The organism is Rossellomorea vietnamensis (assembly GCF_001305855.1).
Classification (GTDB): Bacteria; Bacillota; Bacilli; order Bacillales; family Bacillaceae_B; genus Rossellomorea; species Rossellomorea vietnamensis_A.
The window spans coordinates 89,321-112,333 of record NZ_LIXZ01000005.1 but is presented as its reverse complement, the minus strand read 5'-3'; the positions used below and the strand labels follow the sequence as shown (position 1 = coordinate 112,333).

Below are 23,013 nucleotides of genomic sequence, written 5' to 3'. Positions count from 1 at the left end.
GGATTCAGGATGATGCGTGCGAACGAAGGTCCGTCCCTCAACTATTAAGCATCAAATACTTCGACTTTCTCCATTACGTCGCCGTTTTTCATTGATTTGGCGATGTCGATCCCTGAAGTCACTTTACCGAAGACAGTATGAACGCCGTTTAGGTGAGGCTGCGGCTCATGTACGATGAAGAATTGGCTTCCTCCTGTATCTTTACCAGCATGGGCCATAGATAAAGAACCTTCTTCATGCTTATGTGGATTTCCTTCTGTTTCACATTTGATTGTGTAACCAGGGCCACCCGTACCGTTACCGTTAGGGCATCCTCCTTGGCTTACGAAACCAGGGATGACACGGTGAAAGCTTAGACCGTTATAAAAACCTTCGTTTGCCAATTTTTCAAAGTTCGCCACTGTTCCAGGTGCTTCATTTGGAAATAAATCAAATTCAATTTTTTCACCTGTTTGGAAGTGTATGTATCCTTTTTTCGCCATATTTAACAGCTCCTTTTTATTATAGGTCAATCAATATAATATCATTGAACAATTCCCGTGTCACTTTAAAGGTTGGTCTGCACCCTATCGTTTTTTTTGCCGTACATCCAAACTGGTTGTCATTAAGCTCCCAGGGTTGTGAATAAGCTATATAGAAGTCATTTATCATTATAGGGAGTGGACAACTTGATCGAAAACTTATTAAGCGGCATTTCCATTGACCCTCAAGTCACCGTGCTCGTTCCCGTATTATGGGTGCTGGGGTATGCATTAAAGAAGACCCCTCATATCCCGGACTGGCTCATCATTTGGATTCTTCTATTGGTAGGGGTTGGAGCGAGCGGTTGGACGCTCGGGTTTGACTTTAATGGCATTGCAAATGGGTTTATTGCAACGGGGGCTGCCATCACCACTCATCAATCTGTGAAACAGACCTTTTTCGAAAGGGTGAATGATCGAAATAAGAGAGATAAGAAGAAATAAAGAAAAGAACGGACTGGTCCACAGGTAACGATCAATCAGTTTCCTTGGTCAGTCCGTTTTTCATCATTTAGCGAGCACGTCAATGAATTCTCTCATATAATCAGGCAGATCCGGTGGTCTTCGGCTGGAAACGATATGGCCGTCTGTCACCACCGGCTCATTTAGCCAGATAGCCCCTGCATTTTCCATATCATCCTTTATTCCTGGTGTGCTTGTGACTTTTACCCCCTGAAGGATCTTTGCTGAAATCAACACCCAGCCGGCATGGCAGATTTGACCGATCGGTTTCTTACGATCATCCATGGATTTCACCATGTCAATGACCTCTTCATACCGACGAAGTTTATCAGGGGACCAGCCTCCAGGAACAAGTATGGCATCATAGTCTTCGGGCGTTATGTCTTTAAATGCGTATTCAGAAGCAATCGGCACACCATATTTCCCGATATATTCCTCATTTGCCTTTTCTCCGACAATATGGACCGTCGCCCCCTCTTCCCGCAAACGCAGGACCGGATACCACAGCTCTAGGTCTTCGAAATCGGCACTGACCAATTGAATGATTTTTTTTCCTACTAACTTCAATAGAATCCCTCCTCATCTATGTACATGTTTATTGTCTAAGGAATAAGATCATATTGCAACCGATAACCTTAATTGTACGGACTATATTTCTTAATTGCTTTAATGATTGTTTTCGTTTGGAAATAAGAGACAGTGAAGGCAACTACGGTCATCATAGTACCAATCGTGTATATCAACCTTGAAAATTGCCTGAATGAATTTTTTTTCAAGAGATTCACCATTCTTTCGAATTTTTAACATTCCCCCTTTATCCTTCCCCTGTTTCAAGAGAATTATGTGAGAAGTGGGAACCAGAACTTCACGCTCTTATAAAAAAACTCCCATTCAAAGGGAGTCTTAGATGTTAATCTTCCAATAATTTAATTAATGATTGAGTGCCACTGTCTTCTTCACCTTCTGCAGCAAGCTGCTCGTATAATGAGAGGGCCAGTTCCAAACCGGGTGTCCGGAGTTCCATCTCTTTAGCTGAATCCAGGGCAATCTTAAGGTCCTTGATAAAATGTTTAACGTAAAACCCTGGAGCATAATCTTGCTCGATCATGCGGGGAACCAGGTTACTGAGGGACCAGCTTCCCGCTGCCCCTGATGTAATGCTTTTCAGTACATTTTCAGGATTCAGACCGGATTTCTTCGCGTAAAGTAATGCTTCACTCACTCCCATCATGTTCGAAGCAATGGTAATCTGGTTACACATCTTCGTATGCTGCCCCGCTCCTGATTTCCCTTGGTAGATTACATTCGAACCCATGAGTTCTAAGAGTGGTTTTGCCAGATTGAACGTGTTTTCTTCTCCTCCGACCATAACGGAAAGCCTGGCCTCTTTGGCTCCGATATCCCCTCCCGAAACGGGAGCATCCAATGTCGATATCCCTTTCTCCTTACCAATGGTAAAGATTTCATTTGCCAGAGTCGGAGAAGAAGTGGTCATATCAATGGTAATCGATCCCTGTTTCAAATAGCGCAGTATGCCCTTATCCCCAAGGTATATCTCTTCAACATCTGAAGGGTACCCTACGATTGTAATAACGATATCTGAAGCTTCAGCGAGCTCCTTTGAGGTGTCAGCCCATTTCGCACCACGATCGATGAGATCTGCGGCTTTATGTTTCGTACGGTTATAAATAACCACTGGAAAACCTGCTTCAAGAATATGACCAGCCATACTTTTCCCCATTACCCCTGTTCCAATAAACCCAATGACAGTTTCTTTCGTCAATTCATTCATTCCATCCATCCTCTCTTTGTCTACCATCCATGTTTATTTTCGTCCAGATTGAAAGGATTGTCCACTCCTTCATCATTTTGGCATCCCTCCCCATGTTTAAATTCATGTGCGTCGGGAATACATAGAGCATACTAAATAAACGAATCACTTGAATGGAGGAGAATAAAAATGAAAGTAAATAAAACATTACTTGTTGGTGCAACCGTTACGGCTGGTTCACTTGGATGGATTCTATCATCGAAAGATAAACGTAATCAACTGCATAATGTAAAAGAAGGATTGGTTACGAAGTTCAAAAAGAGAAGAAAAGAAGATCTACCCGTTGAAAAAGGCGGAAACCCGGATCCTTCTAATATAGAAGACAACTCCATGGTAAGTGAAGGAGCAATGACATCCGTACAATATTATAATGAGCAAAAACAAGATTAAAAAAAGCTGAACGCAGGGATTTTTTCCTTTAGCGTTCAGCTTTTTTAATTTAATGAAAAGAAATAAACAGTCACAAGTAAAAGAACGATGGTAGCCACTATCGTCATCATTTTGATAAAGACATCAGCAGACACGAATGTTTGTGTGTTGATATGTCTTCTCGTTCTGTAATAATTTATGGTAGAACCAATGATGATGGCAAACCCGACGAAAATGGAAATCACACTTATTCCCGCGGCAATCCGGTCTTGAAGAGTGTTACCTTGAAGGGAATTAAAATGTAAGCTTGTCGTTAAAAACCCAATTCCGATGATGGCAATGGCCGTACGGATCCAAGCCAGGAACGTTCGTTCATTAGCCAGGTGCTGCTGTATATACTTTGATTCATTTATTTCTTTCATACTGTTCACTTCCTCAATTCTACCAATGCAGGCAAACATCCCATTAAGTTGGGATGTTTGCCTTTTTTATAAACTTCCTAATAAATTTAATCAGCGCACGGCGCATCTATTTGGGCCAGTTTCCATTTCACGTTTTTCATCTTCATCAGGATTGATTTTACCCATATTCGTTTCACGGATCTTCTCATAGCTGTTTGGCTGTGGAGGAAGGTTTTCTGTGACCGTTTTTCTGAATTCATCTTCATCCTCAATGTTCAAACCATGATTCTCTTCATACAAATCACTCAGACGATGTGAGATTGAACCATCATCATTCATTTCATCTATCGACATATAGTGAGCTGGCAAGACAATTAAATCATTGTTAAGGTTTTTATATCTTGAATACAATGTTTCCCGCAAGTCACCTACCCAGTCTTCTGCTTTACCGGCTAAATCAGGTCTCCCGATGGAATCAATAAATAGAATGTCACCAGTGAGTAAATAATGCCGATCGACAATAAAAGAGGTACTTCCGATCGTATGACCTGGGGAGTAGACTGCTTCGATCACTGTATCCCCCACCTTAATGTCTGTTTCATCCTTAACTTCTTTGTAGGTGTATTGAACTTCTTCGGCATCTTTAGGTGGTAAATAATATGGTGCATCAAATTCTTTGCTTAAGGATCGACCACCGGAAATGTGATCTGCATGGAGATGAGTATCCAGTACTGCTTTTACTGATAAATCATGATGTTGAACGAACTTCTTATAAGGCTCGATCAGACGACTGGGATCAATGAACGCAACCTCGCCTTTGGATACAATCGCATAAGATAAGCATCCTTTTCCTATCCGTATGAATTGGTAAAGGACACCCCCAGACACATCACCGATTTTAACAGGCTCAAGGTATTCGCTCCATGCCTGCATACCGCCTTCAACAGAATATATATTATTCATTCCTGCACCAGCCAGCATCTCAGCGGTTTTGGTCGAAGAATTTCCTTTTGCGCAAATGACATAAACGGATTCATTGTCTGGTAAAATGGATTTTACCGATTCCAGATTATCTTTCAACTCTGAAAAGGGTTTATTGATGATCGTAACGTTTTCCCCTTCCACTTTCCAATCGTCAAAGGCGTCTTTGGGACGAACATCCAGAATGAACATTCTGTCTCCATTCATGATTTTTTGGGTAAGTTCCCCTGCTGTCAAATTTTTCACTGTAGTAGTCATAACATATGTTCCTCCCTTATCTTTATTGTTTTCTCTTCGTATATACATTATCCTTAAATTCAAACTTTAAACCTATAGGGGTATTAAATGTAGCGGAATCAAAACAAAAAGGGTTGAAAGGAAAAGGGTTATTCGACTTTCCCTTCCCAGGCAAGCATGCCGCCTTCCATATTGGTGACATCATAACCGTGATAAGCGAGAAATTTCGCGGCACGGCTGCTTCTGCCACCTGATTGACAAACAATGATGTAATCTTTTTTCTTATCTAATTCATTCATACGAAATTCCAGCAGTCCTAAAGGAATATTAGTACTAGTAGGGATTTTCCCATTTCGTACTTCAGCCGCCTCTCGGACATCGATGATATTAACTTGTCCCCCAGCCGATAATCTCCGGTTTACTTCATTGCTCAGAATCGTTTTCATATAGAATCCTCCCTTTTAAAAATGGTTTTTTCGCAAACTAACGGGACCAGGAATTCATTCCTCCCTTAACGTTTGTTACGGAGGTGAATCCTTTCTTTGTAAGAAGTTTGCATGCATTTGCGCTCCTCATGCCACTTTGACAAATAACAATGATTTCTTTGTCTTTGGGTAGAGTATGAGCGGGTTGATGTAACGATTGTAACGGCATATTTTTAAATTGTTTAATGTGACTTTGTTTGAATTCCCCTGGTGAACGTACATCAATAAATAGCTTGTTCTTATCTCCTAAAGTTGTCTTCAATTCACTTGTAGACATTTGCTTGATATTTTTACCTGGTTTCTTGATCAATACATACAGATAAATAAGTATAACTAACATGATTAATCCGAAAAATTCCAATATAAGCACCTCATTTCATGATAAGTAGTGACAATGTCAAACTGATTTCTATCTCTATATTATACCCCTATAGGTATAATGTCAAGAAAGAGAACTATCGTTTTATTATAGTATTAAATTGGACGGGAACAATTTAAAAAACCGACTCAATAAGATGAGTCGGTTTGATCTATTTACCAATAATAATAGTAGCGCTTATGGGGACCTTTAAACGGGGTGTTCACGAGCTGACCCCCGAGAAACCCTAAGCCAAGCCCAATTAATCCTGCTCCGATGGGGTTTATACCATACCCATAACCACCTGCCGGACCATAGGGGCCAGGACCAAACCCCGCCTGAGGGTATCCTGGTGGCGGATAGCCCTGTGGACCGTACATCTGCGGTGGGGGGGCATACGGCCCTTGAATATATGGTGTGTTTTGAACTCCCACCGGGCCATATCCCTGTGGCCCACTAAGATAATCCCCTCCGCTCCCAAGGTTAGGGAATGAGCCTGGATTAAATAAGGTCATTAAATTCTTTCTATATATAGTACTCCTCTCATACATGTTCGTCACTCCTCTTTATTAGCCTATTACAAAAATTTCTATGTCATAAGGCTGGGTGTGAAGATGATGAAAAAATGGAATGTACTGATTGTAGATGATGAACCGGAAATGAGACAACTGGTCACATTGTATTTAAACAGGGAAAATTATTTCTGTATAGAAGCAGAGAACGGTTTGGCTGCTCTTGATCAATTGAATAAAACACATGTCGATCTGATGATTGTGGATATTATGATGCCATTCATGGATGGTTTCCGATTACTTGAAGAAGTGAGGGAGAACAGTCAAATTCCTTTCATATTCCTTTCTGCCAAGAGCGATGACCTGGACAAGGTGAAGGGTCTTAAACTTGGAAGCGATGATTATATGGTGAAACCCTTCAACGCAGATGAACTTGTGGCACGCATTGAAACCATTCTAAGAAGATCATATGGCGTTCAGACACGCTCCATGGTTGAAAGGTTTGGGCCGGTTTCATTTAATTTAGCATCCAGGACCGTGTCTGTCGGTGATCTTTCTCCCCGGTTGACTTTAAAGGAATATGAACTTTTCTTATTTCTCGCACGGAATCAAGGACGAGTGTATAAAAGGGATCAGCTTCTCGATCAAGTATGGGGAAGAGACTACGAGGGAAGTGACCGGACGGTTGATACCCATATAAAAACATTACGGCTGAAATTAAAACATTACGGGCAGTTGATTGAAACGGTCTGGGGACTTGGTTATAAATTCGAGGGATCTCTTTGAAAAACATAAACCTTACTCTCAGTAAAAAAGTTTCAATCCTGTTGTTAAGCAGCTTATTTTTAACGATTGTCTTTTCCTTTCTTTTCATTCATTACCTCTACAAAGACCTTTATATAGGTACCGTGAAGGATTCTCTTCTTTACCAGGGGCAGAGGACCGCAGCCCACTATCATTATGGGGATGTTAGCGGAAATATCAAAGACAAGATTCTATGGTATAACGTCATCTCACCCTATGAAGTATCGGTGGTTGAAAACCTTGATCAACTGGGAAAGAGCTTCCCTTTTCTAATTGATCAACAGCCCCTCATCAATAGTAAAGACATTAAAGAACTCGCAAGCGGCAATCATGTGATGAAAGAAGGATATGTCGACGAGTTCAAACGGAAAGTGTTAGGAGCCGTCTTTCCTCTTATGAATGAAGATAAGTTAAAGGGATATTTGTTCATTTACATCCCTCTTGCTGAAATGACAGAAGTCTTCAGCAAAGGCATCCCCATCTTAATACTGGCAGGGGTGATGTTTTATTTCGTGCTATTCTTGATCATTCAGTCTTCATTGGACTCCTTGTTCAAGCCTGTCAGGGAAATGCAAAGGTTCTCTAATCAAGTGGCCAACGGAAACTTTACGGAGCGTCTGGAGGTCACCACTAAAGATGAAATGGCTGAACTGGCACTGACATTCAACAGTATGGTTGATAGTCTACAACACCAGGAGGATCGAAAAAGGCAATTCCTTTCCAATGTCGCCCATGAATTAAGGACACCCCTCACGTACATCGGTGGTTATGCAAAAGCATTGACTGACCGGGTTCAAACAAACCCGGAGGAAATAGAAAAAAGCTTACACCTGATTCAAAAAGAGTCTGTCCGGATGCAAAAATTAATTACAGAGCTACTTGAATTGAATAAGTTGGAAGATGCTGCTTTCTCATTGGATATTGAACCGATGGTGCTCTCCCAATTCATTATGGACTCTTTAACCTTGATCCGCCCTCAAGCAGAATTGAAGCATATAGAAATTAAACATACTTTAAATGAGGAATCCATCATTAACGGGGATCCAAACCGGGTGATGCAGGTATTTTACAATATTCTGGACAATGCCCTGAAATATTCCCCGGAAAGAACCTCTATCTCCATCTACTCCTTTGAGAAAGATGGTATGGCCGTTGTGAAGATAAAGGATGATGGGATTGGAATCCCGGGAGACTCACTATCACAAATAGGAGAACGATTCTTCAGATCTGATCTGTCGAGGACAAGAAACACCGGCGGATATGGGCTCGGTATATCCATCGCCAAGGAAATCATGCACAAGCATAAAGGTTCCTTTTCCATTGAAAGTGAAGAAGGCAATGGAACGACTGTTTATCTAAGGTTTCCATTACTTGAATTATAAAAGACTGAGTCAGAGTGACTCAGTCTTTTATTATTGGCTTATCCTAATAAATTTTTGATGGATTTAAAGAAATTTTTAATAGCCTCTATTAACCCGGTGAAGAAATCCGACACTTTCTGTCCGAACCCTTCATCGTTCACAATATCCTTAATCGTCGTTTGGATATCCTTCGTTAAATCATCCAGCTGTTGTTGGACATTGTCAAAATTAATATCAAGGGATCTCATTTTTTCAAATAGATCAATCAATAACTGACGATCCTCTGGACTTAATTCAATGTTCAAAGATTGAAGCTTTTCTTCAACGATCTTCTCGACTTCCTCTTTTGTCGCAGGATCTTGTTCGGCAATTTCCTTCTTGATCTCGGTTAACAGTTTACTGACTTCTTCCTTATCAATGCCGGATTCTTTCGCCAGTTCGGTTGCAACTGATAACTCCTCATTGGCCACTTCCATTCGAACGGTATCAAGCTTCTCTCCACTCACATCATACGCTTTATAAATACCCACTAATGCAGAATGACCGCTAACCTTTACCGGAGAGGCAACATCCACTACTGCATTTTCAACACCTGCTGTTAAAAGCGCATTGGAATACATGGAACTGGTAACTTCCGTAATATTCTCAGGTGTCACAATATTCACCTTCAATCCTTCACCCTTTTCCTTACGAGTGATCATGGCTGAAGAAAACATGCGGGCGTTCCTGTTTTCTCCTTCAATATATTTCACAAGATCTTCACCCGTGGCCGTAAACTCTTCCACTTCTGTACCTTCATCCATACCCAATTGCTTTTGAACCTCTTTTTTTTGCTGGCTGGAAAGAGTTTCGCCATATACAACGATGGGCAGTCCGAATTTTTCATTAATGCTTGCTTTATCATTATCTGCGGCGAGTGCCGGTTGAAGTCCGCTAACCATTAATGAACATAGTAAGATGATACTAATAAGCTTTTTCATGTGTAATCTCCCTTTTTTCAAGATGGATAAATCTTAACTCAATACATTGTACTGATCCCCACGGATAAGGTCATCCATCCAGAGTCTTATTTCTCTCTATTATTTAGACGAAAGAGACTTTAAGAAAGTTACAAGCCTCATGTGATACAATATCATAAAAAAAAGCTTAGCTCTATGCACCATAATCCTTCTTTATGTGAGAAGAGTCATGATTCATAGTGCTAAGCAGCATATTATAAGATATCAATCCATATTTTAATCGCTGTTCCAAGAATTAATATCGCTAAAATCATTTGAAGAATCTTAGTATTCATTTTCTTTCCTGCCATCGCTCCGAGTGGAGAGGCAATCAGACTTGCTACTACCATGATCATGGCTGGCAGGTAATCCACTTGCCCGGTGGTGATTTTTCCAACAGTTGAACCGATGGAAGAAATCAACGTAATGGCAAGAGAGGAAGCAATTGTCATTCTGGTCGGTATTTTCAGCACGACAAGCATGATCGGAACTAATAGAAAGGCACCTGCTGCACCAACAATACCTGCACCTACACCCACGATGAGGGCAAGTATGGCAGCGAGCCATTTATTAAAAGAAACATCCTCCAGCTTCACATCATCTATACCTTTTTTAGGAATGAACATCATGATGGCTGCAATGAGAGCAAGAATACCATACACGATGTTAATTCCCGCTTCACTCATGAATTTCGAGCCATATCCACCAATGAAACTACCGATTAATATACTTACCCCCATATACGTAATGAGTGATTTATTCAGGTAGCCCCCTTTGCGGTATGCCCATACTCCGCCAAGCGTTGCAAAGAACACCTGAACGGCACTGATGCCGGAAACCTCATGAGCGGAAAATGTAGCTACTCCCAACAAAGGCGGTATATATAAGAGCATTGGATATTTAATGATACTTCCTCCGATTCCAACCATTCCTGAAATATAAGAACCGACAAAGCCGATGAGGAAAATTGTTATGATAAATGCCAAATCCATTGTGAGCCCTCCTTTTCTAGTAAAATGGGAACCGCCAATGCCAGTTCCCATTTAAATAATTTATATAATCACCGTATATTATCGAACTGCACAGCGATTTGGTCCGATTTCCATCTCGCGTTGCTTTTCTTCATCTGGAGTTACTTTACCCATATTGGTTTCACGAATTTCCTGATACGCATTCGGTTGAGGAGGCAGATTTTCAGAAACAAGCTTTCTGAATTCATCTTCGCTCTCAATGTTCAGACCATGGTTTTTGGCATATAATGTGCCAAGTTTCTCACCTACAGAACCGTCTTCATTTAATTCATCAATAATCATGAAGTGTGCTGGTAAAACGGTCAGATCCATGGAAAGATCTTTGTAGCGTTTGTAGAGACTCTCTCTCAAGTCCCCCACCCAATCTTCTGCTTTTCCGGCAAGGTCAGGGCGTCCGATACTGTCAATAAATAAAATGTCACCTGATAATAGATACTTCTCATCAATCACGAATGATGTAGATCCAATTGTATGCCCTGGTGAGTATAAGGCATTGATATCGATGGTTGTGTTCCCAATCTCGACTTTATTCCCATCTTCAAGTGCCGCATATTCAAATGTAACTTCTTCAGCATCTTTAGATGGCAACCAATACGTAGCGCCGGTTGCCTCTGCAATGGTACGTCCACCAGAAATATGATCCGCATGTAAGTGAGTATCGAATACATTTGTGATCTTTACATTCTTTTCTTTAGCGAAATCGATGAAAACATCGGCCATACGGGTGGCATCCACGATCGCAGCTTCACCATTTGATACGACCATATAGGACAGACAACCTTTACCTAGACGCACAAACTGATAAAGCTCGCCACCATTTGATAGGTCCCCTACCTTAACCGGCTCTATATGTTCACTCCAAGCCTTCATACCGCCCTCAAGATAAGAAACGTCCTTACCTTCATCTGAAAGCATTTCCGCAACCATGATGGAAGAGCCTTCTTTGGCACAGACCACAAGAATATCTTTATCTTCAGGTAACTTATCCAAGATTTCTTCCACCCCGTCTAAAAGGTCGAAATAAGGAATATTCAAGTAATCAATGTTTTCACCTTCGATTTTCCAATCTTCAAATGCATCCACATTACGAACGTCTAAGATGAATAATTCTTCTTTTTTCATTACTTTTTGTGCTACTTCTTTTGATTTCATTGGTTTTACCGCCATTATTTTGACCCTCCTGAAAATGAATTATTTAATATCTGACTCTAAGCCCCCAGACCAATCGCTCATACCTGGAACCACATTTATTACATTCGCAAATCCTTTTTCACCTAATAGCTGAGCTGCCATGTCACTTCTATTTCCTGTACGGCAGACAACATAGATCTCTTTGTCTTTATTCAATTCATTCATACGTGTTTCAAGTTCCCCGAGCGGGATCGATACAGCCCCCGGAATATGATTAAAGGCATATTCCGCTTTTTCACGGACATCCAGAACAATCACATTTCCATCGCTTAATTTACCAGCCAATGTGGCGTTGTCTGTTACAGCCTCATGCTTACGCTCAACAGTCTCTTCACCGCTTGATTTACGGACGAAATGCTTGAGGACGTCCCCTTCTTCGATTGTGCCTAAATAGTCATGACCGGAACTCTTAGCCCAGGCTTGAAGATCGGCCTTGGATCCCTTGTCTGTTGCTTGAATTTCAATCACCTGTCCTGCTTCCAGACCATTCATGGCTTTTTTTGTTTTTACGATCGGCATTGGACAAGCAAGTCCCTTTGCATCTAATACGAAATTTGATTCAATCGTGTTCATATAAAAACCTCCAATTACCTCATAGGGTATATTTGTTTTCAAAAAAATTTAGATGAATAGATTTACATTTCCATTTTCGGCATCTGCTAAATAAGCTGCTACTCCAGCGTATTCGATTTCTTCCAATAATTCATCTTTGTGTAACCCCAGTAGATCCATGGTCATCGTACACGCAACCAATTTGATTTCCTGCTCTCTAGCCATGTCGATTAAATCAGGAAGAGGCATGGCATTATGCTTTTTCATGACACCTTTGATCATTTTTGGACCCATACCCATAAAGTTCATGTTTGATAACCCCATTTTATCAGCTCCACGAGGCATCATTTTCCCAAACATTTTTTCCATAAATCCTTTTTTAACAGGTACCATTTCTTCTTTTCTCAAAGCATTCAATCCCCAGAACGTATGGAAGATCGTTACTTCATGATCGTATGCTGCAGCACCATTGGCAATGATATAGGCTGCCATCGCTTTATCGTAATCACCACTAAACAGAATGATATTCGTTGATTTTCTCTCAGACATTGTGTCGCCTCCTGTTTACTATAGGGGGTATATTACCCCTTAAAAAAATTTAGCCTTTTTTTATCCAAAAAGTAAATACATCATTTTCTTCATTCGAATCGACTAATTCATGTCCTGTCGATTTAGCCCATGCTGTAAGGTCACTTTTTGCACCTTTATCTGTTGTTTGAACCTCCAGGATTTGACCGGATTCAATTTCTTTAATAGCCTTTCGGGTTTTCACGATTGGCATTGGACAAGCAAGTCCTTTTGCATCTAATACTTTATCTGCGTTCATGTGTGTTTCCTCCTCGTATTTTTATACCCATAAGGGTATGTTATATGATATAAAAAAAGATGTCAACCTTTTTTGTTATCGACTTTTCACTAATAAATTCACGGCTTCTTTCACAAGCTCTTCTGTATTCTCCCCAGTTTCATGTGAGTCCCTTACGCACTCAACAAGATTCATACTGACAATTAAACCTACGGATCGGTCAAGAGCTGTTTTGGCTGCGGAAAGCTGGGTGATGACGTCTTTACAATCTTCCCCTTGCTCCATCATTCTAACAATCCCCCGGAGCTGCCCTTCCACACGTTTAATTCGATTCTTAATTTGTGCATTGTATTCCATCAAGACACCTCCTGTTGGCTTGTTGTTTTCTTGCTACATTCACTATAATATACCCTACCAGGTATTAAGTCAAGAGGATAATCGGATTTTTTTCAATAGAATCATCATTAGTCAGAGACATATAAGACTGATTACAAATCCAATCTGTAATCAGCCTTTGATATCCAGTAAGGGAAAATAATCAGATCAGATAGAACATGATTTGCCTCTTAGCCATATATTCCACTGAATGCTGGATGAATGCAACCGGCTCCTCGAGATATATGGGGATGATTTGATCCCACTCAGGAATATATTGTTGTATGTTAAATTCCAGTGCATAACATGTATTGGCTGTGAGGGGGAGATCGCCCCTGATGGGAATATCACATTGTTGATCGTATAGGCCGATTAAAGCACCGGCTTCATGACAATGATGCCCTAATGGATGAGAATATAACATTGCGTGGATTTCTTCCTCTCTTGCTTTTTTCATCGCTCTTTGAAACACTTCATTCCCCGTTCTTCCCACTTTCATTTCCCCGGTTATGATATCCTCGAACCTTAAGGCGGTTTGTAATGCGGATTGAAGTCCTTCGGGAGCTTCCTCTTCACCTGGGTGAAGGACATATGCCAGCTGTTGGGTATCCGTTGCGAGGCCCAGATATCGAATACCAAAATCCAAATGCACGATATCTCCAAAACGAATAATCTCACCCTCTAATCGATCCATAACAGAACCCTTTCTTTGTAAATCCACTGTGGGATAGAAGGAGGTTTCCATACCAGCATCTAAAACACGTTGACGTATCCAGTCCACTACATCTTCGGTCGTTGTGATTCCTGGGTGAATCACTCTACGGGATAACGCTTCTTCCGCAATCATCCTTCCAAGCTCGGCTATTGCAGGGTATGCCACTAATTCCTTGGTGGTTCTAATCGAAAGCCAATCCACAATGACATGTTGAGCAGAAACAAATTTATGGGAGTGATCGTCTAACAGAATGCTTAGCTGCTGATAACAGGAATGACTCAAACCATCGGCTGCGGCAAATGTCGATGAATAATTCAATGCGATCGTATCAGGATTGTGCTCATCCACAAGACGTTTAAGACATTCCCATTGATCACACTCTTCCGGATTCCATGCTCTTTCATAAAACGGCTCGAAGTTAGGGTTGGAATGTATTACCCATTTTTTCAGATGCTGGCCCTGATCCAAGTAAAATACTAGGATGGTCAACCTCCTTGAACCATCAACTGATGTTGGATAAAGACTCTTCAGGATAGGATCTTCATTATATTCCCTCCCTGTCGTGATCCACATGTCTACCTTGTGTTTTTTCATTAAGGCAGGCAACAGGGTATTCAGGCGATGAAACAGCCAACGATTTTGGGTTTCTTCCCTCTTTTTTAAGGGGAGAATGGCAGATAGATATTTATTATTACTTTCCATGTGAACGACTCCCTTGTTTTATTGATATTAACACTTTCGACAAAATCGCCTATTTCCCCTTCCAAACGCAAAAATGACCATTGAAGATCTTACCCAATGGTCACTTTCTCCTATTATGTATACCATCCGAATTAGTAGATACCCTCTTCTTTGTAAATAGCTTGCCGAAGATGGGATGCAAATCCTTCCAGATGAGAAAGAGTACAAATATCTTCTTCTAATAGAGGGACTTCATATATCGATTGTTCGGTGAATCTTTCCTGCATCATACGCAAGTATACTTTTTCCTGTTCTCTTCTTTTCTGTAAAAACTCCCCATCCGCCTGATTCGGCAGGATTTTATTCACAACCAGCCCTCCGATAGTAAGTGAATGCGATAACATCAATTTAATCGCTTTTTCCGTCTCAAGAATCGGTAACCTTTCTGGTATGAGTACGAAAATAAAACCTGTCTTGTGCCGGTCAAGCATTATATCCCTGACTTTTGAAAACTTTTCACGGCGTTTTTGAAGGACATCGTATATGGGATCCTCAACAGGTTCACCATCATTCAAAAGCTGGGAATAATTCTTATTTGTTTTCTTTCTTCTTTCAAGCATGCCATCCATCCATACTCCCATTAATTCCGGAAGAGACAATAGCCGGATCGTGTGTCCTGTAGGCGCTGTGTCAAAAATGATTTTGTCATATCCATTTCCTTCTTCCAGGATGATCGATACAATCCGATCAAACAAGGCAGCCTCCTCAGCCCCTGGCGCTGAAGCAGCCATATCGATTTGCCGGTGGACTTCACTCACCATATTGGACTTTACCATACCTTTAAGGTTCCCTTTCACTCCATTGATGTATTGACGTGTTTCTGCTTCTGGATCAATTTCGATCCCCCACAGTAGTTTCGTTAACGGGGTCGATTTCCCTTTTATTTCCTGATGAAATATATCTCCAAGATTATGAGCAGGATCTGTTGAAACTATCAGCGTTTTTTTACCCATTTTTGCAAACATGACTGCAAGGGCAGACGCTGTAGTCGATTTTCCGACTCCTCCTTTTCCTCCCACAAATATAATAGACTGTTTCAGTAAATCATCCATGAATTCCCTTCCTTTCGCCCTAACAACATCTGATTCCATCCAGTGGTGAATGTTCCATCCCCATTCTTAGGTGCCAATCATGAAATTTCTCTATCATATATGGATAGAGTTCAAGCGTGTAGTAAAATACAGGGTTAGGTATTCCAAGCATGTCCGAATAAAGCATCAATAAGAATAAATCCTCTTCGTCCCTTAACTCCCTGGCTATTTCTGTTTTGTGAGGGAGACGGATCATATCATCATATAATTTCATAACCCTTTTGAATTTGTCCATAATGGTTATATCCAATCATAGTCCCACCTTCCTAATAAAAAGGGGACCCGATGTGAGTCCCCATACTTTTATGCTTACACTGAGAACTGAGAAGGGTCATCACCTTTTTTAGAAAGAGAAGATGCTGCTGTGATGAGAATCCACAGGGTAAAGATCAATATGATACTTCCAAAGATGAATAGCAGCATATTCCCTTCCGATTCCCCGGCTCCTGACCATTCAAAGACAACCTGATTGATCATGGCCCATAGGGTCATAAACATGAGAAACAACATTGGAATCAATGTAGCCAGGTAATTTCTCCCTTGTCTCTTGAGCCATATGGTAATAAGGAGTAAACTGATCCCCGCCAACAGCTGATTCGATGTCCCGAACAAAGGCCAAAGAAGGTATCCTCCTGATCCGAATCCTTTAGGGCCCTGAGGCAATAGTGTCAATGCAGCACTTGATACCACTGCAATCGTAGTCGCAACGTGTGCGTTAGTTAATGAAAGTACTTTGTACTCCTCTCCCAATTCAGAAATGATATAGCGCATTAGACGAACAGATGAATCAAGGGTTGTGGCCGCAAAGCTTACAATGATGACGGAAACGATCGTTGCGGCAATATCCGCTGGGATCCCCACTCCTGTGGCAAGTTGTCCTGCTCCCTTTATGAACACACCCAGTCCCGCTCCGCTTGCTGCAGCAAATCCACTGTAGGTTGCCTGGAATTCTTCTACGTTAGGGAAAAATGTAATGCAGGCAATGATGGCAATCAGGGCAAGTGCCCCTTCCCCTACCGCTCCTAAATAACCGACGAAACGGGCATCTGTTTCTTTATTCAGCTGCTTTGAAGAGGTCCCGGATGACACCAGTCCGTGGAAACCGGAAATGGCGCCGCACGCAATCGTAATAAATAATAATGGGAACCATGATACATCTGCCGATCCATTGGTCATGGGTGCAGTGATTTCTGGATTAGTGAACAGTAGACCGAGATATAATAATCCAAGACCCACGATCAATTGATGTGAGTTGATATAATCACGAGGCTGTAATAGTTTCCATACGGGAAGAATGGAAGCTATGTACACGTAAATCATCAGAATAACGATCCACACAAGGAAAGCCATGCTCGTGGAACTTAAACCAAAAAGTGAAGTCGCATCCTGACCTCCAAAATATCGGACCAGATCAATTTGCAGAAAATCTACCCGGCTTGCAATGACCGCTGATGCGTACATGACACCGAGAGCCACGATTGAAGGTAACAACATGCTCCCATTCCGTTTGTAGACGGAATATCCAATCCAGACAGCCAGCGGAATTTGGATGAACACAGATAAAACACTTGCTGGGAATGTAATGAATAAATTCGCAATGACCCAGGCAAAAACCGCATTAACCATTAACACAAGAATTAAGATAATGAATAAAAAAAGTACTTTTGCCCTCTTTCCTATCAACTTATTGGCTAAAGAGCCAACAGATTGTCCTTTATTTCGAACCGACAGCACCAGTGTACCGAAATCATGGACACCTGCAGCGAACACTGTACCGAAAATCACCCAAAGAAAAGCAGGGAGCCATCCCCAATACACGGCTATAGCCGGTCCTACGATAGGAGCAGCACCAGCAACGGAAGTGAAATGGTGACCCCAAAGGACAAATTTATTCGTTGGTACAAAGTCGACTCCATCTTTATACTGGTGAGAGGGTGTCACATAATCCGGATCCAGCCTGTACACTCTTTCCGCAATAAGAGTTGAATAATATTTATACCCTACCAGAAACACAATACCCCCAATGACCGCTAACCATATTCCTCCCATCAAATTCCTCCTCTATACAAAGATTTTTACACACATTAAATTTCTGAATTTTTTGAATGTATGCGCTTACTACATTTTACATTGGGTTTTTATGGATTTCAATAAGAACATAGTACTTTTTGTTTTTACATTCAGCACTCCTGAATCTATTTAAACATTCAAAAAAGGCCGATTCACTTAGGGAATCGGCCTTTTTCTGAAATCATCGGACGAATATGCTGTCCTCATCTGTGGGATCAACGGCTTGGGGTATATCAACCGTCGTCCTCAAAATCGTTTGTTCCGTATCAGTCGTTTTAGGGTGCTCTACATTTGTAGGGAATTCAAATGGTATCCTTTTTTCCTCCCCTGCCTTAATCGTCCCTATATTGTCTAGTGTAATCGTATCTAAATCTTTTTCATGGTAGGAAAAATCACTATCCTGCTTATCTTCTTCATATTTCAGGAGAAGTAATAGTTGAACTTCATTTACCGGCTGATCGGCCATTCCCCCCTTTAAGACGATGTCCCCCTTGATGTGATCTCCGGGTGAAATTTCTGTCGTGTGCACGATGGTATCCACCTTCACATGACCTATACCGATACTTGACAAAAACTTATTTAACATTGATTAAAGCCCCCTCATTCTGTTTCTACTCCCTGTATACTAGCAATCCCCCGCCGATTCGTCCACACTCACATATTCTTCTAATACTCTGCAAAGAATATAAGAGAATCTTCAGGAAGGAGGAAATAAAAATGAAAAAAATAGTAGTATCAATTGCAGCTGCCCTCATCATCAGCTTTGGATTCAGTTCGATCGTTTCTGCAGAAGGTCAAAATCCAGGCCAGACGCCGGGACAAAAAGTGAACCTGACAGAAGACCAAAAAGCAGAGCTTGGTAAATTGCACGAACAAATGTATTCAACGAAAAAAGAACTTGTAAAGAAATACGTCGAGTACGGTGTCTTTACCAAAGAACAAGGCGACAAAGTGTTGAGCATGATGGAAACAAAACATCAAAAGCTGAAAGAAAATGGTTATATGATGAGATGGCACCCGCATCCTCATCATGGAAAGCAACTTGATCAGAAAGAATAAACGTGGAAATAGGGCAAATCTTGCCCTATTCTGTTTTCCTGAACATTCCTACACAGCAGATTGGCTAAAACCGTGCCTTACATATCCGGGAAACTTCCCTTATATCCTCCATAGACACATCATAATGTGTCGTGAAACGTACCAGGGTCGCTCCAAACGTCACGGCCAATATACCTTTCCCCTCTAAATCTTCTACAAATTGTGTTGCTGTCATTCCTGTGCCGGATACATCAGCCACTACAATATTAGTATCCACTTCATTGATGATTTCAATCCCGTTACATGCTTGAAAGGTTTCTTTGAGGATTCTTGCTTTCTCATGATCTTCTGACAAACGTCCTCTCATCTTGTTCAACGCAACCAATCCCGGAGCCGCAATCACCCCGGCTTGCCTAAGTCCCCCGCCCAAACGCTTTCTCCACTTACGAGCCTTCTTAATAAAGTTCTTGTCACCTGCAATGATTGAACCTACCGGAGCGCCCAAGCCTTTCGATAAACATATTTGAACGGTATCACAATGATCCGTAAAATCCTTTACGTCCCGACCACTTGCGGCAACGGCGTTAAAGAGCCGGGCTCCGTCAACATGCACCGGAATGGAGTATTTCTTCGCAATGGTATGGATGGCTTGCATGTTTTCAGGTGAAACGATCGCCCCTCCCGCACGGTTATGGGTATTTTCCAGACAAATCAATCCCGTTTCAGGGAAATGCTGATCCTCCGTACGAATTGCAGCTTCTATTTCACCAGGATCCATTTCTCCATTGGTCCCTGTAATCGTCCGGGTTTGAACACCTGCCAAGGCCGCAACTGCTCCTGATTCGTAGTAAAAGATATGTGAATTCGTTTCTAATAGTATTTCATTTCCGGGTCTGGTGTGAGTCAAGACGGCAATTTGGTTCCCCTGGGTACCACTTGTGACGAATAATGCTTCCTCTTTTCCAAGAATACCGGCTGCTTCCTTTTCAAGCCGCAGGATAGTGGGATCTTCACCATACACATCATCCCCCACTTCAGCCTCATAAGCTGCCATTCTCATTTCCTCCGTTGGTTTTGTTACAGTATCACTTCGTAAATCAATCACAATGATGATCCTCCTCTATAACTTTCACTAGATTCATTATAACAAAGGATAGCAATCGATGAATCATTGTGAAATAAAACCATTAAGTAATCAAAATACCATCTTTATACCCATTCAAAATATAATTATAGGAATATTCCGAATTTACCAGGTTCATTTATGTTATTATGTTAAATATTCTGGTACATAAGTCTGAACTTTATATCCTTTAAGAGGAGAAGAATCATATGAAGATTGGTTCTAAGATCCGTTTCCACAGACTCAAACAAAAGTTAACACAAGAAAAATTATCTAAAGGGATCATTTCAATATCTTATCTTTCGAAACTGGAAAATAACCAAGTGACACCTACGAATGATATCATCCATTTGCTATGCGAGCGCCTGGGTTTAAATGATCCTTTAGAGCCCCCTGACCATTTGAATGAGCTTCTCGAAAAGTGGAATCATGCATTACTTTGGAATAAGGAGGATGAAGCACGATCCACCCACGAGGTCATCCAAAGGGATCTTGACCGAACCGATGATCTGACTACCCATTTTTTTTATAAAATTCTATGCTTCCGGGTTCAACTAATAGGGGGCAATCTAACGGAAGCTTTCAGTCATATGCTCCATATTCAGTCCAATTATAAGGAACTTACCGACAAGCATAAGTTTTACTTTCACAAGTATAAAGGGAATTACTACTATCTAATGAAGGAATACGAAAAAGCCAAAGGTGAATTGAAAGAAGCCGAAACCTATTTTGTGCTTGGAAACGTTGTAAATGAAGAAGAAAGGGCAGATTTATACTATCTATTCAGTTTAGTTCTGACACGTTTACACATGTATCGTTTAGCCATTTACTACGGTGAAAAAGCCCTCTCTATCTTTCAGGGGGTTTATTATCAGAAAAGGTGTGCAGAAGTCCATTTACTGCTGGGAATATGCTATCGGAGGATTCGGAATAGTGAAGACGCCGTAAAGCATTATGAATGGGCCAACTTCATTTCTCAGTCCATTCAGTATACGTCGTTACATTCCAAGATCGAGCAAAATTTCGGATACCTTAAATCTTTTATGAATAAAAGTGATGAAGCCATCCAGCATTTTGTCAAAAGCATTGAATTAAAAGATTCCGACGATGAAGGAAAACTCTATTCTATCCTTTCCCTTGTCAAAGAACATTACAAACTGAATCAACGTTCAAAAGTTCAATTCTGGTTACCAAAAGGATTGGAGCTTTGTTCAAAAGAAAGATATCCCGATAAATTCTATCAATTATCTTATTATCAATTTGCAATGAATGAATTTCCTCATGGATTTGAGAAATTCATGAAAGAAAGTGCACTGGCTTACTTTAAGAAAAACGGCTCTCTTCTATTATATGCTGAGTACTCTAAATTCCTTGGCCAGTATTATCAAAGAATGAGGAAATACAAACTTGCTGCATTCCATCTAAATGAAGCCAATATCATTTATGAAGAAATGCTGCCTTTATAAGGAGGTGGTTAAAAAATGAAAAAACTGAGAAAATTATTGATCATCACCAGTCTCACCGCTATGGCACTTGCCGGCGTAGTAGTCATTAATTCAAATGAAGAAGAATTCCCCCCGTTCTCAACTAAACTATAAACATTTCAGGACTGGTCCAGTTTTGGACCGGTCTTTTTTATATTAAATTATGATCTTAATCAATGAAATTTTCTGAAAAAAGAGATATAGTTATGATTGAATACATATATAAGGGGGATTATAAATGAATCAATCGTTTGAGAGAAACTTAGGAAGATATGCAGATCTAATCGTAGAAGTTGGATTGAATCTGCAAAAGGGACAGGAACTGATGATATCAGCACCTATTACATCATACGAATTTGTTCGCCTGATTACAGAGAAAGCATACGAAGCAGGAGCACTGAATGTGTTAACGGACTTCTATGATGATGAACTGAAAAAAATACGTTTGGAGAAATCTGCCGAGGATGGATTGAAGGCATTCCCTGACTGGAAAGCGAAAGGATATATTGAGATGGCAGAGAACAATGTTGCATTATTGAACTTAGCTGCCCCGAATCCTTCTCTGTTGAGAGACTCAGACCCTTCGCGTGTCGCTATATTGAACAAAACCTCTGCAGAAGCGATGAAAGACTTTTCAGCTTATATCGGAGGTGGAAAAATCAGCTGGTTGATTGCTGCGATCCCGACATTGGAGTGGGCTCGAACCGTTTTTCCTGACCTGTCTCAAGAAGACGCCTTCTCCAAATTGTGGGAGAACATCTTTTATACAACCAGAACGGACCAGGAAAATACCGTCGAATTATGGGAAGCACATATCGATAACCTTAATAAAAACGCCAAACGTCTAAATGAAGGGAAGTACAAAAAGCTTCATTATAAAGGACCGGGAACAGACCTGACCATCAAATTCCATCCCAAAACGAAATGGATCAGTGCCCAATTCACCAATGATAAAGGGATTCCTTTCGTCCCGAATTTACCGACAGAGGAAGTGTTTTCGATTCCTGATAAATATGGGGTGAACGGTGTTGTATCCAGTACAAAGCCTCTTAATTATAGCGGGACCCTTATCAAGAATTTCTCATTGACCTTCAAGGAAGGGAAAGTCATTGACTACTCGGCTGAAGAAGGCTATGAAACGTTAAAGAACTTACTTGAAACGGATGAAGGTGCATCTTATTTGGGTGAAATTGCATTGGTACCTCATGATTCCCCAATTTCCAATACAAATATCGTTTTCAACAACACCCTTTTTGATGAAAATGCTTCTTGTCATATTGCATTGGGCAGGGCTTTGTCTGTATGTGTTGAAGATGGAAAGACGATGACGCGTGAACAGTTACAGGAAATTGGCTTTAACGAAAGCATGATTCATGTGGACTTTATGATCGGCTCTTCACAATTGGATATTGATGGTGAAAAAGCGGATGGTACGATGGAACCGATTTTCAAAGCAGGTGATTGGGTTTAATTTTCA

The 23,013-nt window shown here is 40.9% G+C and carries 28 protein-coding genes; 7 read left to right on the top strand and 21 right to left on the bottom strand.

What is annotated here, in order from left to right; all coding sequences use genetic code 11:
- Positions 1-44: 44 nt before the first annotated feature.
- Positions 45-482 (bottom strand): peptidylprolyl isomerase, encoded by a 438-nt coding sequence (locus AM506_RS07985; protein WP_060671972.1) that lies wholly within the window; start codon positions 480-482, stop codon positions 45-47.
- 186 nt (positions 483-668) lie between these two features.
- Here AM506_RS07985 and AM506_RS07980 point away from each other — a divergent pair, with 186 nt between their 5' ends.
- Positions 669-965, top strand: a complete 297-nt coding sequence (locus AM506_RS07980) for a phage holin family protein (RefSeq protein WP_235576075.1) — start codon at positions 669-671, stop codon at positions 963-965.
- A gap of 63 nt (positions 966-1,028) precedes the next feature.
- Here AM506_RS07980 and AM506_RS07975 read toward each other — a convergent pair whose 3' ends face one another.
- Both AM506_RS07975 and AM506_RS07970 read right to left on the bottom strand, forming a co-directional pair.
- Positions 1,029-1,550 (bottom strand): type 1 glutamine amidotransferase domain-containing protein, encoded by a 522-nt coding sequence (locus AM506_RS07975; RefSeq protein ID WP_060671971.1) that lies wholly within the window; start codon positions 1,548-1,550, stop codon positions 1,029-1,031.
- Between the two features lie 343 nt (positions 1,551-1,893).
- Positions 1,894-2,775, bottom strand: coding sequence for an NAD(P)-dependent oxidoreductase (locus AM506_RS07970; RefSeq protein WP_060671970.1), 882 nt, complete (start codon positions 2,773-2,775; stop codon positions 1,894-1,896).
- 168 nt (positions 2,776-2,943) lie between these two features.
- Here AM506_RS07970 and AM506_RS07965 point away from each other — a divergent pair, with 168 nt between their 5' ends.
- On the top strand, positions 2,944-3,204 hold the full coding sequence (locus AM506_RS07965; RefSeq protein ID WP_060671969.1) for a hypothetical protein: 261 nt from the start codon (positions 2,944-2,946) through the stop codon (positions 3,202-3,204).
- Positions 3,205-3,248: 44 nt separating this feature from the next.
- Here the strand turns inward: AM506_RS07965 and AM506_RS07960 are convergent, their stop codons facing one another.
- From AM506_RS07960 to AM506_RS07940, 5 genes are all read right to left on the bottom strand, one after another.
- The gene (locus tag AM506_RS07960; RefSeq protein ID WP_060671968.1) at positions 3,249-3,605 is read right to left on the bottom strand and encodes a YidH family protein; all 357 of its coding nucleotides are present in this window, start codon (positions 3,603-3,605) and stop codon (positions 3,249-3,251) included.
- Between the two features lie 90 nt (positions 3,606-3,695).
- Positions 3,696-4,823 carry an MBL fold metallo-hydrolase gene (locus AM506_RS07955; protein WP_060671967.1) on the bottom strand — a complete coding sequence of 376 codons (1,128 nt, stop codon included), beginning with the start codon at positions 4,821-4,823 and terminating at the stop codon, positions 3,696-3,698.
- Between the two features lie 128 nt (positions 4,824-4,951).
- Entirely contained in the window at positions 4,952-5,248 is a 297-nt protein-coding gene (locus AM506_RS07950) for a rhodanese-like domain-containing protein (RefSeq protein ID WP_060671966.1), read from the bottom strand.
- A 37-nt stretch (positions 5,249-5,285) separates the two neighbouring features.
- A complete protein-coding gene (locus AM506_RS07945) occupies positions 5,286-5,648 on the bottom strand; it encodes a rhodanese-like domain-containing protein (protein ID WP_060671965.1) in 363 nt (120 codons plus the stop codon).
- Between the two features lie 173 nt (positions 5,649-5,821).
- Positions 5,822-6,196, bottom strand: coding sequence for a hypothetical protein (locus AM506_RS07940; RefSeq protein WP_060671964.1), 375 nt, complete (start codon positions 6,194-6,196; stop codon positions 5,822-5,824).
- A 66-nt stretch (positions 6,197-6,262) separates the two neighbouring features.
- On the opposite strand from AM506_RS07940, the gene AM506_RS07935 reads away from it, so the two are divergent.
- Together AM506_RS07935 and AM506_RS07930 are read left to right on the top strand one after the other, a co-directional pair.
- Positions 6,263-6,943 (top strand): response regulator transcription factor, encoded by a 681-nt coding sequence (locus AM506_RS07935; protein WP_060671963.1) that lies wholly within the window; start codon positions 6,263-6,265, stop codon positions 6,941-6,943.
- Entirely contained in the window at positions 6,940-8,343 is a 1,404-nt protein-coding gene (locus AM506_RS07930; RefSeq protein ID WP_060671962.1) for a sensor histidine kinase, read from the top strand. The genes AM506_RS07935 and AM506_RS07930 overlap by 4 nt, the downstream gene beginning before the upstream one ends.
- 38 nt (positions 8,344-8,381) lie before the next feature.
- Here the strand turns inward: AM506_RS07930 and AM506_RS07925 are convergent, their stop codons facing one another.
- The 12 genes from AM506_RS07925 to AM506_RS07870 all read right to left on the bottom strand — a co-directional run bounded on the left by AM506_RS07925 (position 8,382) and on the right by AM506_RS07870 (position 18,477).
- Entirely contained in the window at positions 8,382-9,302 is a 921-nt protein-coding gene (locus AM506_RS07925) for a DUF1002 domain-containing protein (RefSeq protein ID WP_060671961.1), read from the bottom strand.
- A 233-nt stretch (positions 9,303-9,535) separates the two neighbouring features.
- Entirely contained in the window at positions 9,536-10,312 is a 777-nt protein-coding gene (locus tag AM506_RS07920) for a sulfite exporter TauE/SafE family protein (protein ID WP_060671960.1), read from the bottom strand.
- A gap of 78 nt (positions 10,313-10,390) precedes the next feature.
- The gene (locus tag AM506_RS07915; protein WP_060671959.1) at positions 10,391-11,518 is read right to left on the bottom strand and encodes an MBL fold metallo-hydrolase; all 1,128 of its coding nucleotides are present in this window, start codon (positions 11,516-11,518) and stop codon (positions 10,391-10,393) included.
- A gap of 24 nt (positions 11,519-11,542) precedes the next feature.
- Positions 11,543-12,115 (bottom strand): sulfurtransferase TusA family protein, encoded by a 573-nt coding sequence (locus AM506_RS07910; protein ID WP_060671958.1) that lies wholly within the window; start codon positions 12,113-12,115, stop codon positions 11,543-11,545.
- Positions 12,116-12,163: 48 nt separating this feature from the next.
- Complete coding sequence (locus AM506_RS07905; RefSeq protein WP_060671957.1) at positions 12,164-12,643, bottom strand: DsrE/DsrF/DrsH-like family protein; 480 nt, start codon at positions 12,641-12,643, stop codon at positions 12,164-12,166.
- 49 nt (positions 12,644-12,692) lie between these two features.
- On the bottom strand, positions 12,693-12,920 hold the full coding sequence (locus tag AM506_RS07900) for a sulfurtransferase TusA family protein (RefSeq protein ID WP_060671956.1): 228 nt from the start codon (positions 12,918-12,920) through the stop codon (positions 12,693-12,695).
- Positions 12,921-12,995: 75 nt separating this feature from the next.
- Positions 12,996-13,256, bottom strand: coding sequence for a metal-sensitive transcriptional regulator (locus AM506_RS07895; protein ID WP_060671955.1), 261 nt, complete (start codon positions 13,254-13,256; stop codon positions 12,996-12,998).
- Positions 13,257-13,437: 181 nt separating this feature from the next.
- The gene (locus tag AM506_RS07890; protein WP_060671954.1) at positions 13,438-14,691 is read right to left on the bottom strand and encodes a M24 family metallopeptidase; all 1,254 of its coding nucleotides are present in this window, start codon (positions 14,689-14,691) and stop codon (positions 13,438-13,440) included.
- 131 nt (positions 14,692-14,822) lie between these two features.
- A complete protein-coding gene (locus tag AM506_RS07885) occupies positions 14,823-15,782 on the bottom strand; it encodes an ArsA family ATPase (protein ID WP_060671953.1) in 960 nt (319 codons plus the stop codon).
- Positions 15,783-15,801: 19 nt separating this feature from the next.
- The gene (locus AM506_RS07880) at positions 15,802-16,056 is read right to left on the bottom strand and encodes a cory-CC-star protein (protein WP_200908430.1); all 255 of its coding nucleotides are present in this window, start codon (positions 16,054-16,056) and stop codon (positions 15,802-15,804) included.
- Between the two features lie 74 nt (positions 16,057-16,130).
- Positions 16,131-17,870: a carbon starvation CstA family protein gene (locus AM506_RS07875; RefSeq protein WP_060671952.1), complete on the bottom strand. Its 1,740-nt coding sequence runs from the start codon at positions 17,868-17,870 to the stop codon at positions 16,131-16,133.
- Between the two features lie 202 nt (positions 17,871-18,072).
- Complete coding sequence (locus tag AM506_RS07870) at positions 18,073-18,477, bottom strand: sporulation protein (RefSeq protein ID WP_060671951.1); 405 nt, start codon at positions 18,475-18,477, stop codon at positions 18,073-18,075.
- A gap of 131 nt (positions 18,478-18,608) precedes the next feature.
- Here AM506_RS07870 and AM506_RS07865 point away from each other — a divergent pair, with 131 nt between their 5' ends.
- The gene (locus AM506_RS07865) at positions 18,609-18,950 is read left to right on the top strand and encodes a YckD family protein (protein WP_060671950.1); all 342 of its coding nucleotides are present in this window, start codon (positions 18,609-18,611) and stop codon (positions 18,948-18,950) included.
- A 64-nt stretch (positions 18,951-19,014) separates the two neighbouring features.
- Here the strand turns inward: AM506_RS07865 and AM506_RS07860 are convergent, their stop codons facing one another.
- On the bottom strand, positions 19,015-20,034 hold the full coding sequence (locus AM506_RS07860; RefSeq protein ID WP_060671949.1) for a threonine aldolase family protein: 1,020 nt from the start codon (positions 20,032-20,034) through the stop codon (positions 19,015-19,017).
- A gap of 227 nt (positions 20,035-20,261) precedes the next feature.
- Here AM506_RS07860 and AM506_RS07855 point away from each other — a divergent pair, with 227 nt between their 5' ends.
- Positions 20,262-21,518 carry a helix-turn-helix transcriptional regulator gene (locus AM506_RS07855; protein WP_060671948.1) on the top strand — a complete coding sequence of 419 codons (1,257 nt, stop codon included), beginning with the start codon at positions 20,262-20,264 and terminating at the stop codon, positions 21,516-21,518.
- Between the two features lie 256 nt (positions 21,519-21,774).
- Positions 21,775-23,007, top strand: coding sequence for an aminopeptidase (locus tag AM506_RS07850; RefSeq protein ID WP_060671947.1), 1,233 nt, complete (start codon positions 21,775-21,777; stop codon positions 23,005-23,007).
- The last annotated feature ends 6 nt before the right edge of the window (positions 23,008-23,013 follow it).